14 protein-coding genes are annotated in these 14,603 nt (G+C 33.5%); 12 read left to right on the top strand and 2 right to left on the bottom strand.

Annotated features, from left to right (window positions below):
* The first annotated feature begins 42 nt into the window (after window positions 1–42).
* Together KLA_RS11715 and KLA_RS11720 are read left to right on the top strand one after the other, a co-directional pair.
* Window positions 43–732 carry a response regulator transcription factor gene (locus KLA_RS11715; RefSeq protein ID WP_034646075.1) on the top strand — a complete coding sequence of 230 codons (690 nt, stop codon included), beginning with the start codon at window positions 43–45 and terminating at the stop codon, window positions 730–732.
* Window positions 732–1,787 (top strand): sensor histidine kinase, encoded by a 1,056-nt coding sequence (locus KLA_RS11720; protein WP_013620466.1) that lies wholly within the window; start codon window positions 732–734, stop codon window positions 1,785–1,787. Before KLA_RS11715 ends, KLA_RS11720 begins: the two co-directional genes overlap by 1 nt.
* Here KLA_RS11720 and KLA_RS11725 read toward each other — a convergent pair.
* The gene (locus KLA_RS11725) at window positions 1,712–2,815 is read right to left on the bottom strand and encodes a glycosyltransferase family protein (RefSeq protein WP_034646077.1); all 1,104 of its coding nucleotides are present in this window, start codon (window positions 2,813–2,815) and stop codon (window positions 1,712–1,714) included. The genes KLA_RS11720 and KLA_RS11725 overlap by 76 nt on opposite strands.
* Before the next feature lie 70 nt (window positions 2,816–2,885).
* Between KLA_RS11725 and trmB the strand changes: the two genes are divergently transcribed.
* The 7 genes from trmB (at window position 2,886) to KLA_RS11760 (ending at window position 7,539) form a co-directional block, all read left to right on the top strand.
* Window positions 2,886–3,557, top strand: a complete 672-nt coding sequence (gene trmB, locus KLA_RS11730) for a tRNA (guanosine(46)-N7)-methyltransferase TrmB (protein ID WP_013620464.1) — start codon at window positions 2,886–2,888, stop codon at window positions 3,555–3,557.
* Window positions 3,558–3,560: 3 nt separating this feature from the next.
* Window positions 3,561–4,193: a LysE family transporter gene (locus tag KLA_RS11735; protein ID WP_013620463.1), complete on the top strand. Its 633-nt coding sequence runs from the start codon at window positions 3,561–3,563 to the stop codon at window positions 4,191–4,193.
* A 2-nt stretch (window positions 4,194–4,195) separates the two neighbouring features.
* Entirely contained in the window at window positions 4,196–4,531 is a 336-nt protein-coding gene (locus tag KLA_RS11740) for an MGMT family protein (protein WP_034646081.1), read from the top strand.
* Window positions 4,532–4,689: 158 nt separating this feature from the next.
* The gene (locus tag KLA_RS11745) at window positions 4,690–5,832 is read left to right on the top strand and encodes an Mrp/NBP35 family ATP-binding protein (RefSeq protein ID WP_013620461.1); all 1,143 of its coding nucleotides are present in this window, start codon (window positions 4,690–4,692) and stop codon (window positions 5,830–5,832) included.
* A gap of 4 nt (window positions 5,833–5,836) precedes the next feature.
* Entirely contained in the window at window positions 5,837–6,076 is a 240-nt protein-coding gene (locus KLA_RS11750; RefSeq protein WP_013620460.1) for a NifU family protein, read from the top strand.
* A 75-nt stretch (window positions 6,077–6,151) separates the two neighbouring features.
* The gene (locus KLA_RS11755; protein WP_013620459.1) at window positions 6,152–7,210 is read left to right on the top strand and encodes an NAD(P)/FAD-dependent oxidoreductase; all 1,059 of its coding nucleotides are present in this window, start codon (window positions 6,152–6,154) and stop codon (window positions 7,208–7,210) included.
* Window positions 7,210–7,539 (top strand): 2Fe-2S iron-sulfur cluster-binding protein, encoded by a 330-nt coding sequence (locus KLA_RS11760; RefSeq protein WP_034646083.1) that lies wholly within the window; start codon window positions 7,210–7,212, stop codon window positions 7,537–7,539. Before KLA_RS11755 ends, KLA_RS11760 begins: the two co-directional genes overlap by 1 nt.
* 80 nt (window positions 7,540–7,619) lie before the next feature.
* On the opposite strand, the gene KLA_RS11765 is transcribed toward KLA_RS11760, so the two are convergent.
* Window positions 7,620–9,359, bottom strand: coding sequence for an ABC transporter ATP-binding protein (locus tag KLA_RS11765; protein WP_034646085.1), 1,740 nt, complete (start codon window positions 9,357–9,359; stop codon window positions 7,620–7,622).
* A 158-nt stretch (window positions 9,360–9,517) separates the two neighbouring features.
* On the opposite strand from KLA_RS11765, the gene KLA_RS11770 reads away from it, so the two are divergent.
* The 3 genes from KLA_RS11770 (at window position 9,518) to KLA_RS11780 (ending at window position 14,603) form a co-directional block, all read left to right on the top strand.
* Window positions 9,518–11,701 (top strand): acylase, encoded by a 2,184-nt coding sequence (locus tag KLA_RS11770; RefSeq protein ID WP_034646087.1) that lies wholly within the window; start codon window positions 9,518–9,520, stop codon window positions 11,699–11,701.
* A 6-nt stretch (window positions 11,702–11,707) separates the two neighbouring features.
* Window positions 11,708–12,787 (top strand): TPM domain-containing protein, encoded by a 1,080-nt coding sequence (locus tag KLA_RS11775; RefSeq protein ID WP_034646089.1) that lies wholly within the window; start codon window positions 11,708–11,710, stop codon window positions 12,785–12,787.
* Window positions 12,788–12,917: 130 nt separating this feature from the next.
* Window positions 12,918–14,603 (top strand): helix-turn-helix domain-containing protein, encoded by a 1,686-nt coding sequence (locus KLA_RS11780; RefSeq protein ID WP_034646091.1) that lies wholly within the window; start codon window positions 12,918–12,920, stop codon window positions 14,601–14,603.

The following is a 14,603-nucleotide window of genomic DNA, read 5'->3' on the forward strand; positions in this document are numbered from 1 at the left end:
TATTATCTTTACTTTTGGCGAACCAATCAATAAAATATAAAAATGAAAAAGAAGGATATTAAAATACTTTTAGTAGACGACGAACCAGACATTTTAGAAATTGTTAGTTACAACCTTTCGTCAGAAGGATATGAGGTTTTTACAGCAAAGAATGGGGTTGAAGCTGTTGCTAAAGCAAAGAAAAAACATCCTCACTTAATTATTTTAGATGTAATGATGCCAGAAATGGATGGCATTGAAGCTTGCGAAATTATACGCAACACACCTGGTTTGCAAAACACTATAATTACCTTTTTAACGGCTAGAGGAGAAGATTATTCTCAGGTTGCCGGGTTTGATGCTGGTGCAGATGATTACATTACAAAGCCTATTAAGCCAAAAGTTTTGGTGAGTAAAGTAAAAGCTTTGTTAAGAAGGTTAAAAGAAGACAATGCTGCAGAGCAAGAAGATATAGTTAAAGTTGGTAACATTGTAATTAATAGAGAAGAGTACAAGGTTATTAATGATGGCCAAGAAATAGTATTGCCAAGAAAAGAGTTTGAGCTTTTAGCTTTGTTAACCTCTAAGCCTAATAAAGTGTACAAAAGAGAAGTTATTTTAGACAAGGTTTGGGGTAACGAAGTTGTTGTTGGTGGTAGAACTATTGATGTGCACATTAGAAAATTAAGAGAAAAAATAGGAGACGACCATTTTAAAACTGTAAAAGGTGTTGGTTATAAGTTTGTTTTATAATGGCAAAAAGACTAAAAAAGTCATATAAATTCGCATTCCGTTCGTCATTTTTTATTGTAATAACACTAACACTGTTGTTAGGATTATATATGTATTATGCAGCTACTGTAGAGTGGCTGTTTTTGTTATGTTTTGCACTTGTTAGCTTTAGTATATCGTTTTTAATTATACAGCATAGAGTAGAGCGTTTTATATACAGAAGAATAAAAAAAATATATGATGATGTTTCTTTACTAGAGTCTACTTCTTTTTCATCTGCCCCTATTACTACAGATATAAAAACCTTGACAGAGGAGATTGAAAAATTTGCCAAAGGAAAAAAAATAGAAATTGACACGCTTAAAATTAGAGAAGAATACAGAAAAGATTTTTTAGGTAACGTATCTCATGAGTTAAAAACACCATTGTTTACGGTACAAGGTTATATTTTAACGTTGTTAGATGGTGCTATGGACGATAAAAAAGTGCGCGAAAAATATTTAGAGCGTGCTAATAAAGGTGTAGAGCGTTTAATATACATTGTTAAAGATTTAGATATGATTACCAAGCTAGAGGCAGGTGGTTTAACAATGGAATTTGAAGATTTTGATATTGTAGAGCTCATACAAAATGTTTTTGATTTGCTAGAAATGCGTGCTGCTAAAAAGCAAATTACATTAACTTTTGATATGGAGTATAAAGAGCCAATACTAGTTAGGGCAGATAAGGAGCGTATGCAACAGGTGGTGTCTAACTTGTTGGTAAACTCAATAAAATACGGCCACACTAACGGTACTACAGAGGTTAGTGTAGAGAACCTTATAAAAAATAAAGTAATTGTACGTGTTACAGACAATGGCGAAGGTATATCTAAAGAACACCTATCTAGGCTTTTTGAGCGTTTTTACCGTGTAGAAAAAAGTAGAAACAGAGAGGTTGGTGGCTCTGGACTAGGTTTATCTATAGTAAAACACATTATAGAAGCACATAATGAAAAAATTTATGTAGAAAGTGTAGTAGATGTTGGATCTGAGTTTTCTTTTACTTTAGAAAAAATAGAGAATAAAGAAGAGTAGTCTACAGTACTTTTAAATTTGGTTAAACCTTTATAATCTTTCACTTTTTTTAATAATTCTAGTGTAAAGTCATCTTGTTGGCAAGTTGGTGCTATTTCTTTTTTATTTAATCTTTTGGCTAAATACTCCTGCTCAAACTGTCCAGGTGTTGGTATAAAAAACGCCTTTTTTTCTAGTTTGGCTAAATCCATTAAAGTAGTGTAGCCAGATCTGCAAAGTATTAGTTTGCTTTCGTTTATAGCGCGTTCTAAAGCTTTAGAACTCATAAAGTTGTATACAACAATGTTGCCTCTTAATGAAGATATTTTTTGCTCTTCCTCTATAATACCTTTTACAAAAAGTACATCATTAGGATAGCCAATAAGTTCATCAAATATTTTTTCTTCAAGCATAGAACGTTGTGGTTCTGGACCAGATAACAGCACCATTAAATCGTACTTTTTAGGTGTGTCAGTTTTACTAAACCTACTTAGTGGTCCCAAGTATTTAATTTTAAGGCTAGATTTTTTTAAATGGCCAAGTTTGCCAGATAGGTTAGGCTGTTTTTTAGTGTCTGGCACCCAACATTCATCAAATTTTTTAATAATATTTTGGTGCAATTTAGTGGTCATCCAAGTGGTGTTACCGGTCAGCACATTTAATTGGTGCGTAATAAAAACACTAGGTACTTTTTTGTAGCAAACACCTAAACGGTTGTCAGATATAATACCATCAATATTAAACTCTTTTACCAGTTTTTTAGTTTGTTTTTTCTCTTTTTGTATTGCTTTAAGCATTTTAGGAGAATCCCAAAGTAATTTTATTTTAAAGTTTTTTCCGTTTTTGGCATATTTTATTTTGTACGATGGCAATTCGTGAAACTCCAAGCCCGGAAATTCTTTTTTTAAAAGGTTAAGTGCGTCGCCATCAGAGGCAATAACAGGAGTAAAACCTTGGGTTAATAAAGCATTAATTATAGGAATACATCTTGTAGCGTGCCCTAAACCCCAGTTTAATGGGGCAACCAATATGCGTTTGCTTTTATTCATACCTATAAAGAAACTACTATAAAAACATAAATAGATTTCCTTAGCTTTGCCAAATCATTAAATTTATGTTGTGGGAAGTAAAAACAAGCTAAAGAGGTTTAAAGAAAATGAAACGTTTGATAACGTAATTCAGCCAACCAGAGAAGAAATAGTAGATGAAACATTTGCTTTAAAAGGCAAGTGGAATACTTTTTTTAAGAACGATAACCCAATTATACTAGAGTTGGGTTGTGGTAAAGGAGAGTATACCGTTGGTTTGGCAAAGCAAAGTCCTAACAAAAATTTTATTGGTGTAGACATAAAAGGAGCTCGTTTTTGGAGAGGAGCTAAAACAGCAACCGAAGAAAATATGGATAATGTTGGTTTTATTAGAACTCAGATAGAGTTAATAGATCAACTTTTTGCAGAAGGTGAAGTTTCTGAAATTTGGATTACTTTTCCAGATCCTCAAATAAAATACAAACGTACCAAGCACAGGTTAACTAACGAGGCTTTTTTAGCTAAGTATAGGCAAATATTAAAAGCAGATGGTGTTGTTAACCTAAAAACCGATAGCGAGTTTATGCACGGTTACACTTTAGGTCTTTTGCATGGTAAAGGTTTAGAGGTGCTTTACGCAAATCATGATGTGTATAAAAATGAAGGAAGTCCAAAAGAAGTATTAGAAATTCAGACTTTCTATGAAAATCAGTATCTTGAGAAAGGAAAACCAATCACCTATATAAAATTTAGAGTCAATTAACCAATGACACACTTACTCATACTCTTTTTTGCAACATTTTCTGGGGCCTTTATGGCAACTGTGCCTCCTGGGTTGTTAAATATGAATGCTGCTAAAATTAGTGTAGAAAAAGGAAAGTTAAATGGTATAATATTTAGTATTGGCGTAGCTATAACGGTAATTTTACAAGCATACATAGCGGTAATAATATCTAAATTTTTACACAATAATCCAGATTTTGTTGGAGTACTGCTAAAAGTAGCTTTAGGAGTATTTGCCTTATTAGGCATTTATTTTTTTGCTATGGCAAAAGAGTGGATTAAACCTAAAAAGAAGGCCAAGCCTAAAATTAGTAAGCGTAATAGTTTTTTTAAAGGTGTTTTTTTAGCAGCAATAAACCTTCTTACAATTCCGTATTACAGTGGTATGAATGCAATGTGGAAGGCATCAGGCTGGATTAAATTTCAGGTTTGGGATATTTTAGTGTTTATACTTGCTGCAGGCTGTGGTACTTTTGCAGTGTTGTACTTATACACTGTTTATTTTAATAAACTAGAGAAAAAATCTAACGGGTTTTCTAAAAACTCTAATTACATTATAAGTGCCTTAATGCTGTTACTTTTTATTATAACTTTAATAAGAGTATATAATCATTAAAAATGGCAACAGATAATCAGAATTTTTTTGAAAGAGTATATGCGGTAGCAAAACAAATACCCTATGGCAGAGTAACCTCTTATGGGGCAATAGCTAAATATTTAGGAGCTGCACGTAGTGCGCGTATGGTAGGTTGGGCTATGAATGCATCTCATTTAAAAGAAGAAATACCAGCCCACAGAGTAGTAAACCGTAAAGGGTTGCTAACAGGTAAGCATCATTTTGACGGAACCAACCTTATGCAACAGCTTTTAGAGAATGAAGGTGTTGTGGTTATAAACAATCAAATACAAAACTTAGAAACCTATTTTTGGGATCCTATAGAAGAACTAGGGTAGCCTTAGCTTTAAAATCTATATGCTGTCTAAATAATATATTTTAAACTTATAAAAGTATGTTATATTTCAATTCTGCTGCTTCTTAATCTCAGCCCTATACACTATCTTTGTAGTTTAGAATCAGTTTAAGTAAAAAGCTGAAAAAGAAAGTACTATAGATGAAGCTAAATAAACAAGATGTCTTAAAGGCATTAGAAAAGATAACAGTTCCTGGAGAAGGTAAAAATATGGTTGAAAGCGGAGCTGTAACCAATGTTATGGTTTTTGGTGATGAGGTAGTTGTAGATGTAACTATAAACAATCCTAGTTTACAAGCACGTAAAAAAACTGAGGTAGAAATTTTAAAAGCTATACATGCAGAAGTGTATGAAAAAGCTAAAATTAAAGTTAATATTAAGGTTGATGCAGAAGCTGCAAAGCCAAAAACTAACGAAATTAAAGGGAAGCCACTTCCTGGAATTAAAAATATTATAGCTGTTGCCTCTGGTAAAGGAGGTGTAGGTAAATCTACAGTAACAGCTAACCTAGCTGTAAGCTTAGCTAAAATGGGCTTTAAAGTTGGTTTGTTAGATGCAGATATTTACGGGCCATCTATGCCAATTATGTTTGATGTGGCTCAAGAAAAACCTTTAGCAGTAAATATAGACGGTAAGTCTAAAATGAAACCAGTAGAAAGTTACGGAGTTAAATTGCTATCTATTGGCTTTTTTACACAACCAAACCAAGCTGTAATTTGGAGAGGGCCAATGGCATCTAAAGCATTAAACCAAATGATTTTTGATGCGCATTGGGGAGAAATAGACTTTATGCTTATAGATTTGCCTCCAGGAACAGGAGATATACATTTAAGTATTATGCAGGCAATGCCTGTAACTGGTGCTGTAGTAGTAAGTACACCACAAGAAATAGCTTTAGCAGATGCACGTAAAGGTGTAGCAATGTTTCAGCAAGATTCTATTAACGTACCTGTTTTAGGAGTTGTAGAAAATATGGCGTATTTTACTCCAGAAGAGTTGCCAAACAACAAATATTATATTTTTGGTAAAGAAGGAGCAAAACACTTATCAGAAGACTTAAAAGTGCCTTTTTTAGGAGAAGTTCCTTTGGTACAAAGCATAAGAGAAGCTGGTGATGTTGGTAGACCTGCAGCAATGCAAGAAGGTACACCTATAGAAACTGCTTTTAACGAGCTTACAAAAAATGTAGTGCAACAAGTGGTAAGTAGAAATACAGATTTGCCACCAACAGAGGCTATTAAAATAACAACTATGGCGGGTTGCTCGCCTGTTAATAAGCAATAAGAAAATGACAACAGAAGAGGTAAGAACTAACGTAGAGAAAGCATTAGAGGAAATCCGCCCATTTTTACAGAGTGATGGTGGTGATATTTCTCTAATTTCAATAGATAATGATACTTCTGTAAAAGTAAAGTTAGAAGGTGCGTGTGTTGGTTGTAGTGTAAACCAAATGACACTTAAAAGTGGTGTAGAAATGACCATTAAAAAGTATGTGCCACAGATTGAAGAAGTAATTAACGTTGGTTAATTTGTGCTGATAATTGTCATATTATAAGCATAATTACTTCTGTAATTTTACATTTATTTTTAAGACTACTTTTACATGATTAAGACAGATATATTAATTATAGGTGCTGGTCCAACAGGATTATTTGCTGTTTTTGAAGCCGGATTGTTAAAACTAAAGTGCCATTTAATAGATGCCTTGCCACAAGCAGGCGGACAATGTTCTGAGATTTATCCTAAAAAACCAATTTATGATATTCCTGGTTTTCCAGAAGTACTGGCAGGTGATTTGGTAGATAACTTAATGGAGCAAATAAAAGCGTTTCAGCCAGGTTTTACTTTGGGTGAACGTGCAGAAACTATAGATAAACAAGAAGATGGTTCCTTTATAGTTACAACAAATAAAGGTACAAAACACCACGCACCAATTGTTGCAATTGCAGGTGGTTTAGGTAGTTTTGAACCTCGTAAACCCTTGTTAGAAAACTTATCTAAGTTTGAGGACAATGGCGTTGCTTATATGATAAAAGATCCAGAAGTTTATCGTAATAAAAAAGTGGTTATAGCTGGTGGTGGAGATTCTGCTTTGGATTGGAGTATTTTTTTAGCTGATGTAGCTGCTGAGGTTACTTTGGTGCATAGAAGAAATGAGTTTAGAGGAGCTTTAGACTCGGTTGAAAAAGTGCAACAACTTAAAAATGCAGGTAAAATTAACCTTATTACTCCGGCAGAAATTGTTGGTTTAAAAGGTGATGATACACTTACTGCTGTAGAAATTAAAAAAACAGGAGAAGAAGAAAACCTTGTTTTAGAGGTAGATAATTTTATTGCTTTATTTGGTTTATCTCCAAAATTAGGTCCAATAGGAGATTGGGGATTAGAGATAGAGAAAAATGCAATAAAAGTTGATAATGCTTTAGATTACCAAACAAACATACCTGGTATTTATGCTATTGGAGATGTAAATACATATCCAGGAAAACTAAAGCTCATATTGTGTGGTTTTCATGAAGCTACATTAATGTGTCAGAGTGCCTACCAAAAAATATATCCAGATAAAAAATATGTTATGAAATATACTACCGTTGGTGGTGTGTCTGGTTTTGATGGTACTAAAAAAGAAGCACCTAAAGCAGTTGTAAAAGCAATAGAATAATGAGTGATATTAAATTAAAAATAACAGACAGAGAAGGTGTTTTACACGAGGTAGATGCACCTACTGATATGAATATGAATTTAATGGAAGTTGTACGTTCTTACGAGCTTGCTCCAGAGGGTACAATTGGTATTTGTGGTGGTATGGCAATGTGTGCCTCTTGTCAGTGTTATGTTACGTCGGATCATGAGCTACCAGAAATGTCTGATGATGAAGATGCTATGTTGGCAGAAGCTTTTAATGTAGAAGATAACAGCAGATTAGGTTGTCAAATACATATGACGCCAGATTTAGATGGTTTAGAAGTTGAGTTGGCTCCAGAGAGTTAAAATCAATTTAATTAAAAATATAAAAAGCTCAAATTCTAAAATTAAGAATTTGAGCTTTTTACTTGTAATATTCTTCGTTATTATATTCTTGCTTGGTAGGTAAACAAGTTAAAGTAACGTCCTTCTTTAGCAATAAGTTCATCGTGAGTGCCGCTTTCTGCAATTTCACCATTTTCTATCACTAAAATCTGGTCTGCCTTGCGTATAGTACTTAGTCTGTGTGCAATAACAAAAGTAGTTCTGCCTTGCGTTAATGTGGCCAAACTTTTTTGTATTAAAGCTTCACTCTCTGTATCTAAATTAGAGGTGGCTTCGTCTAAAATTAATATTTTAGGATTGGCCAAAATAGCTCTAGCAATAGCAATACGTTGGCGTTGTCCGCCAGATAATTTAACTCCACGTTCTCCAATTAAAGTTTCTAAGCCATCATCAAATCTATCTGTAAATTCATTTACGTAGGCAGCTTCAACGGCGTTTAAAAGTTCTTCTTCTGTAGCATTTGGTCTAGGAAAAAGGATGTTATTACGTATGGTGCCTTCAAACAAAAAGTCGTCTTGCAAAACCACACCTAAATGTTGTCTAAAACTGTTTAAGTCTATTTTAGATAAGTCGTTACCATCAATAGTAATTGTGCCGCCATCCGGATTTAAAAAACTTGCAGCTAAACCAGCAATGGTAGATTTTCCAGAACCAGAACTGCCAACCAAAGCAACCACTTTACCAGAGTTTACTGCAAAACTTACGTTGGTAATTACTTCTTTATCTTCTTCATAAGCAAAAGAGACGTTCTTAAAAGCTACATCACCTTTAATATCGTCTAATACAATTGTACGGTCTTTTTCATCTGCTTCTGCGGTCATATTCATAAGCTCCTCTGTACGGTCTAAACCTGCAAGGGCTTCTGTAAGCTGACTACCAACGTTACTCATCTGTACAATTGGGGCAACCATAAGTGCAAGTAAAAATGTAAACTGAAAATACTCACCCGTTGTTAAGTCACCTGTAATTAATAAATAACCACCATAACCCATCATAATCCCTGTTGTGGCAAGTCCTAATAAAAAAGTAGATGAGCTTGTCATTACAGCGGTTGCCGTTAAACTCTTTTTTACATTTTTATATAATTTAGCAACACCTTTTTCAAAAATTTTATTTTCTTGTTCTTCGGCGTTAAAACCTTTAATAACTCTAACTCCGCTTAAAGTTTCTGTTAACCTGCCTTTTACTTCAGCGTTTATTTTACCACGTTCTCTAAAAACAGGGCGTATAATTTTAAATGCTTTTATAGAAATAAAGGCAAATAAAATTAAGGGTGCAAACGCCATTAGCGTCATTGTTAAACTAATTTGCACCAACAAAACAACAGATACTACAGCGGTAATAGTACCACCCACTAATTGTACCAAACCAGTGCCTATTAAATTCCGTACGCCTTCTACATCACTCATAATTCTAGATACTAATCCGCCAGACTTGTTATTATCAAAAAAACTAATAGGTAAAGACAATACTTTTTTCTGTACTTGCGCACGTAGCTCAGATATTAAATACTGTGCCTGTATACTTAATACTTTGGTAAGTAAAAATGATGTTATTGCTTGCACCAAAAAAGCAGCAATTACCAGTGCTACTAAAGTTTTTAAAAAGGGAATATCTTTATTTGGTACAATATCATCCATTAAATATTTAAGAGATATTGGAGCAACAAAACTTGCGGCCTTACTTATTACAATTAATAAAAGACCAATAAAAACAAGTTTGCGTCTTGGCCAAATAATAGTTTTAAATGCGGTTAAAATGCTTACTTTCTTCTCTGCCATCGTTCTATTTTCAATTTGTATGCAAGGTAATTTAAATCTATGTTAATTTTAGTTATCTGCTTTTTTAATGAGGTTATCAACCTAAAAAAACCTTTAAAATTAGTTTTTAAAACAGAAGTCTAGTATTTTCACACAAACCATTTTAATAGTTCTTTTAGATGAAAATTAGCATATATACCCTTGTGTTTTTAAGCTTGTTAGTTGGTTGTAAACAAGCAACCAAACAAAATAAAAATGTAGATCGTTGGCAAGCACACGCAGATAACACCATTATAATTAGAGATACATTTGGTGTGCCACATATTTATGGTAAAACAGATGCTGATGCTGTTTTTGGCTTGTTGTATGCACAATGTGAGGACGATTTTAACCGAGTAGAGCAAAATTACATATGGGCAACTGGTAGGTTGGCAGAGGTAGATGGTGAAGAAGCTTTGTATAGTGATCTGCGAGCTAAATTATTTATGACAGAAGAAGAGGCAATTGCTAACTACAATAAGAGTCCAGAATGGTTAAAAGAGTTGTGCAATGCATTTGCAGATGGTATAAATTATTATTTACACACGCACCCAGAGGTTACACCTAGGTTGTTGACAAAGTTTGAGCCTTGGATGCCAATGTATTTTAGTGAAGGCTCTATTGGTGGTGATATAGAACGAATTTCTACACGTAAAATAAAAGCATTTTATGAGGGTGATATGGAAATTCCTGAAGGAACAGAATTAAAAATTGAAGAAGAAAAAGCAGAGTTAGAACCGCAAGGATCTAACGGTATTGCAATATCTGGTAACTTAACACAGTCTGGCAATGCAATGCTTTTAATTAATCCGCATACCTCATTTTTCTTTAGAGGAGAAGTGCACGTAGTTAGTGAAGAGGGTTTAAATGCATACGGAGCAGTTACTTGGGGACAGTTTTTTGTGTACCAAGGGTTTAATGAAAAAACCGGTTGGATGCACACATCTACATACACAGATGTTATGGATGAGTTTAAAGAAACTATTGTAAATCTTAAAGGCGATTTAAAATACCAGTACGGAGAAGAACTTAGAGATGTTGTTGAAGATTCGGTTACCTTAAAGTACAAATCTGGTGAGTCTATAAAACAAAAAACGTTTAAAACGTACAGAACACATCACGGACCAATTACGCATAAAAGTGACGGAAAATGGACAGCCTCTGCTATGATGTGGGAACCTGTAAAAGCATTAGAACAATCTTACATTAGAACAAAACAAAACGGATACAAGGGTTTTAGAGAAATGATGAATATACGTACCAACTCATCTAACAATACGGTGTATGCAGATGCTGGTGGTAATATAGCTTATTTTCACGGTAATTTTGTGCCAGTACGCGATACTGTTTTTGATTTTACAAAGCCAGTAGATGGTAGTAATCCGCAAACAGATTGGAAAGGATTGCACACTGTAGATGAAAATATATTGCTTTTAAATCCTAAAAACGGATGGTTGCAAAACTGTAATTCTACACCTTATACTGCAGCGTTAGAAAACAGTCCAAAAAGAAAAAACTATCCTAAATATATGTCTAAAGATCAAGAAAACTTTAGGGGTGTACACGCAATACGTTTATTAACAGATAAAAAAGAGTACACATTAGATAGTCTTATAAAATTAGCACACGATCCCTATTTGCCAGCGTTTGAAAAACTAATTCCTGGATTAGTAGAGGCATATGATACAACAGACAAAACAAAACTTTTAAGTTTGCCAATAGAGGAGCTACGCAACTGGGATTTTAAAACTTCAAAAGAATCTGTGGCAATGACACTGGCACACTATTACGGCACTATGTATGGTAGAAACGGGAAACGACCGCGAAAAATGAGTGATATGGAGGCAATGACTTATTTTGGATCTGCGTCACCAATGGCTGAGCGTTTGTCCGTTTTTAGAGCTGTAATAAAAAAGTTAGAGTCCGACTTTGGAACTTGGAATATTCCGTGGGGAGAGGTAAATAGGTACCAACGTTTAAATGGCGACATAAAACAAGCTTTTAATGATGATGAGCCAAGTGTTGCAGTTGGTTTTGCTTCTGGTCGTTGGGGAGCTTTAGCAGCCTATGGTGTTAGCTATACCAATAATACCAAAAAAATATATGGTACGCGTGGCAATAGTTTTGTTGCTGCGGTAGAGTTTGGAGAAAAAGTAAAAGCGAAGACTATTTTAGCAGGCGGGCAAAGTGGAGATCCAACTTCTCCACATTTTAACGACCAAACTGATGCATACATAAATATGCAATTTAAGACCGTAGCTTTTTATAAGGATGATGTTTTAAAACAAGCAGAAAAAACATACCATCCTGGAGAAGTAAAGTAATTGAGTATGATTAAGAAAATAGTTTTTTTACTTTTTGTATGTTTTACAGTTGTTGGTTCAGCACAAGATTATCAGTATCCTGTAATTAAAGATATCGTAACTGATAATGCAGGTATATTTGAGACAGAAGCAGCACAAGCTTTGCGTAATAAATTGACAAATTTTGAAGCAGAAACAACTACGCAACTGGTGGTGCTAACTATAAACTCTCTTAATGGGCAAATCATAGAAGATTTTGCAAACAAAACATTTAACCAAAACAAGTTAGGGCAAGCAAAGGAAGATAATGGTATTTTAATTCTCTTTTCTAGTATAGATAGAGAAGTTAGAATTGAAGTTGGTTACGGTTTAGAACCATATATTACAGACATAGTGGCAAAACGAATTATAGAGGACACTATGATTCCTGAGTTTAAAGAAGGTGCTTATTTTACAGGAATAGACAAAGCTACAGACCAATTAATAAACTTTATTAAAAATCCCGAAGCACTAAAGAAGTTTAAAGAACTCATAAAAGAGAGAGATCGTAAGCAAGAAAGAATTGGAAATATAGTATTATATATTTTTTGTTGTATATTTTTACTTGCAGGTAGTTTTATTGTTTATCAGTCAGTAAAAACAGCTCTTAAAATTTTCAAGGCTTTTTTTACAGCTAAAATAGGGTTGCTTTTTTTTATCATAAATTTGCTGGTTTTTATACTTTACTATTGTATTGGTGTTATACTAATAGCATTTGTTGTTTTGGCCGGTTTTAAAAAATATGGTTATCAGGTTGAACCATTCGTAGAAACTAATTTTACCTTAATTTTTTGTGTAACAATAGTATTGTTCATTGCTATGTTAACTGTAATCTCATTTGTAAATCTTGTTGTAAAAAATAAAACTAAATTATCTTTTTCGTTATTTAAAAGTGACTATGATACTGTTGTAAAAGCTATAAAAAGTTTTGGTTCGTCAAGTGGAAGTGGTGGTTCTTCAAGTGGTTCATACAGTAGTTATAGCAGTAGTGGCTCTAGTAGTAGTTCTAGCAGTTTTTCTGGCGGAGGAGGAAGTTCTGGCGGCGGCGGCGCAAGTGGAAGTTGGTAGTGTAATTTGATTAAGATTGGTACGGGATTAAAACTACAGGAATTAGCACTCTAATTTTTATATCTTAAAATTTATAATGATATTGTGAATTGGAATAATAGTAAGGTTATTCTAAATAACACACAAACCATTGCAACAACAAAAAGCTTTAGCATTATTAAAATCTGGTAAAAATGTATTTTTAACAGGTTCTGCAGGTACAGGTAAAACGTATGTTTTAAACCAGTACATTACCTATTTAAAAAAACGAAGAATACCTGTTGCTATAACAGCATCTACAGGTATTGCAGCTACGCATATGAATGGGATGACCATACACTCTTGGGCTGGTTTTGGTATAAAAGAACAACTTACCAGAGCTAATCTAAATGCTATGAAGGAGAAAAAGTACCTTAAAGAACATTTAGAAAATGCAAAAATTTTAATTATTGATGAAATATCAATGCTGCATAAAAAACAGTTAGATATGGTAGATACTGTTTTGCAATTTTTTAAAGAGAATGATGAGCCCTTTGGAGGCATACAAGTTGTTGTCAGTGGCGATTTTTTTCAGTTACCACCAATAGGTAATCAAAATGAAAAAAGTAAAGATAAATTTGCTTTTATGTCTGCTGCTTGGGTTGCTGCTAAATTTAATGTGTGTTATTTAACGGAGCAATATAGGCAAGCAAATGAAGATGTTTTAAATACTATTTTAAATGAAATTAGAATAGGAAAAATATCTAAAAAAAGTATAGAAGAACTTAAAAAAGCAGAGCAGAATACGTTTAGTAAAGATGATGAGCCTACCAAATTGTTTACGCACAATTATGATGTAGATCAGATTAATAACGAGCATTTACAACAATTAAAAGGTAAGATAAAAAGATTTAAGGCTACCACTAAAGGAAACAAAAAACTGGTAGAAACTTTAAAAAAATCAGTCTTAGCTAAAGAAGAGTTAGAGTTAAAAATGCATACCAAAGTTATGTTTGTACGTAACAACCAAGAACAAGGGTATGTAAATGGTACATTAGGTACTATTGTTAGTTTTAATGATGATGGATTTCCGGTAGTAAAAACAGCCCAAGGAAAACGAATTTCTGTAAAGCAAGAGAATTGGGGTGTGCAGGACGATACCGGAAAAGTTTTGGCTAGTTTAGACCAAATACCATTGCGTTTAGCTTGGGCAATAACTGTACATAAATGTCAGGGTATGACGCTAGAAGGTGCGCTCATAGACCTATCTAAAACTTTTGAAAAAGGCCAGGGTTATGTAGCTTTATCTCGTTTAAAAAATATTGAAAACCTAAAGTTATTAGGTTTTAACGAAATGGCTTTGCAGGTAGATGGACTAGCTTCTAAAGCAGACAAAAGATTTTTAGAACTATCTGATGAAGCAGATAAAAAATATGCCTTAGATAATTTAGAGGAAGAAGCAATTAAATTTGTAGTAGAGTGTGGTGGCTTAACCAATATAAAAGCTATAGAAAAGCACGCTAAAAAAATAATAGATAAGAAAATTAAAAAAGATTCTACCTATGATGTAACCCTAGATTATTTTAGAAAGAAATTAAGTATTGAAGAAATTGCAGATCAAAGAGGGTTATCTAGTGGAACTATAGCGGGACATTTAATTAAATTATGTAAAGATTACCCTGAAGAGGATTTTAGTTTTTATCAGCCTAAAGAACAAATAATTAAAGATGTAGAAAAGGCTAAAAGCAAGCAGAAAAAAGGAGAGCCTGTAAGTTTAAAAGCTATTTTTGAAGCCTTAAATAAAAAAGTAGATTATAACGATATTAAGCTGGCACTAGCTTTTATTGGTAGAGAGTAA

It is taken from the genome of Cellulophaga geojensis KL-A (assembly GCF_000568425.1).
Lineage (GTDB): Bacteria > Bacteroidota > Bacteroidia > Flavobacteriales > Flavobacteriaceae > Cellulophaga > Cellulophaga lytica.

What these genes read in the sequence shown, in the direction of transcription:
- KLA_RS11745 (WP_013620461.1), top strand. Translation starts at nt 4,690, where the DNA reads ATGAAGCTAAATAAACAAGATGTCTTAAAGGCATTAGAAAAGATAACA.
- KLA_RS11770 (WP_034646087.1), top strand. Translation starts at nt 9,518, where the DNA reads ATGAAAATTAGCATATATACCCTTGTGTTTTTAAGCTTGTTAGTTGGT.
- KLA_RS11735 (WP_013620463.1), top strand. Translation starts at nt 3,561, where the DNA reads ATGACACACTTACTCATACTCTTTTTTGCAACATTTTCTGGGGCCTTT.
- KLA_RS11720 (WP_013620466.1), top strand. Translation starts at nt 732, where the DNA reads ATGGCAAAAAGACTAAAAAAGTCATATAAATTCGCATTCCGTTCGTCA.
- KLA_RS11775 (WP_034646089.1), top strand. Translation starts at nt 11,708, where the DNA reads ATGATTAAGAAAATAGTTTTTTTACTTTTTGTATGTTTTACAGTTGTT.
- KLA_RS11725 (WP_034646077.1), bottom strand. Translation starts at nt 2,815, where the DNA reads ATGAATAAAAGCAAACGCATATTGGTTGCCCCATTAAACTGGGGTTTA.
- KLA_RS11740 (WP_034646081.1), top strand. Translation starts at nt 4,196, where the DNA reads ATGGCAACAGATAATCAGAATTTTTTTGAAAGAGTATATGCGGTAGCA.
- KLA_RS11765 (WP_034646085.1), bottom strand. Translation starts at nt 9,359, where the DNA reads ATGGCAGAGAAGAAAGTAAGCATTTTAACCGCATTTAAAACTATTATT.
- KLA_RS11750 (WP_013620460.1), top strand. Translation starts at nt 5,837, where the DNA reads ATGACAACAGAAGAGGTAAGAACTAACGTAGAGAAAGCATTAGAGGAA.
- KLA_RS11715 (WP_034646075.1), top strand. Translation starts at nt 43, where the DNA reads ATGAAAAAGAAGGATATTAAAATACTTTTAGTAGACGACGAACCAGAC.
- KLA_RS11760 (WP_034646083.1), top strand. Translation starts at nt 7,210, where the DNA reads ATGAGTGATATTAAATTAAAAATAACAGACAGAGAAGGTGTTTTACAC.
- KLA_RS11755 (WP_013620459.1), top strand. Translation starts at nt 6,152, where the DNA reads ATGATTAAGACAGATATATTAATTATAGGTGCTGGTCCAACAGGATTA.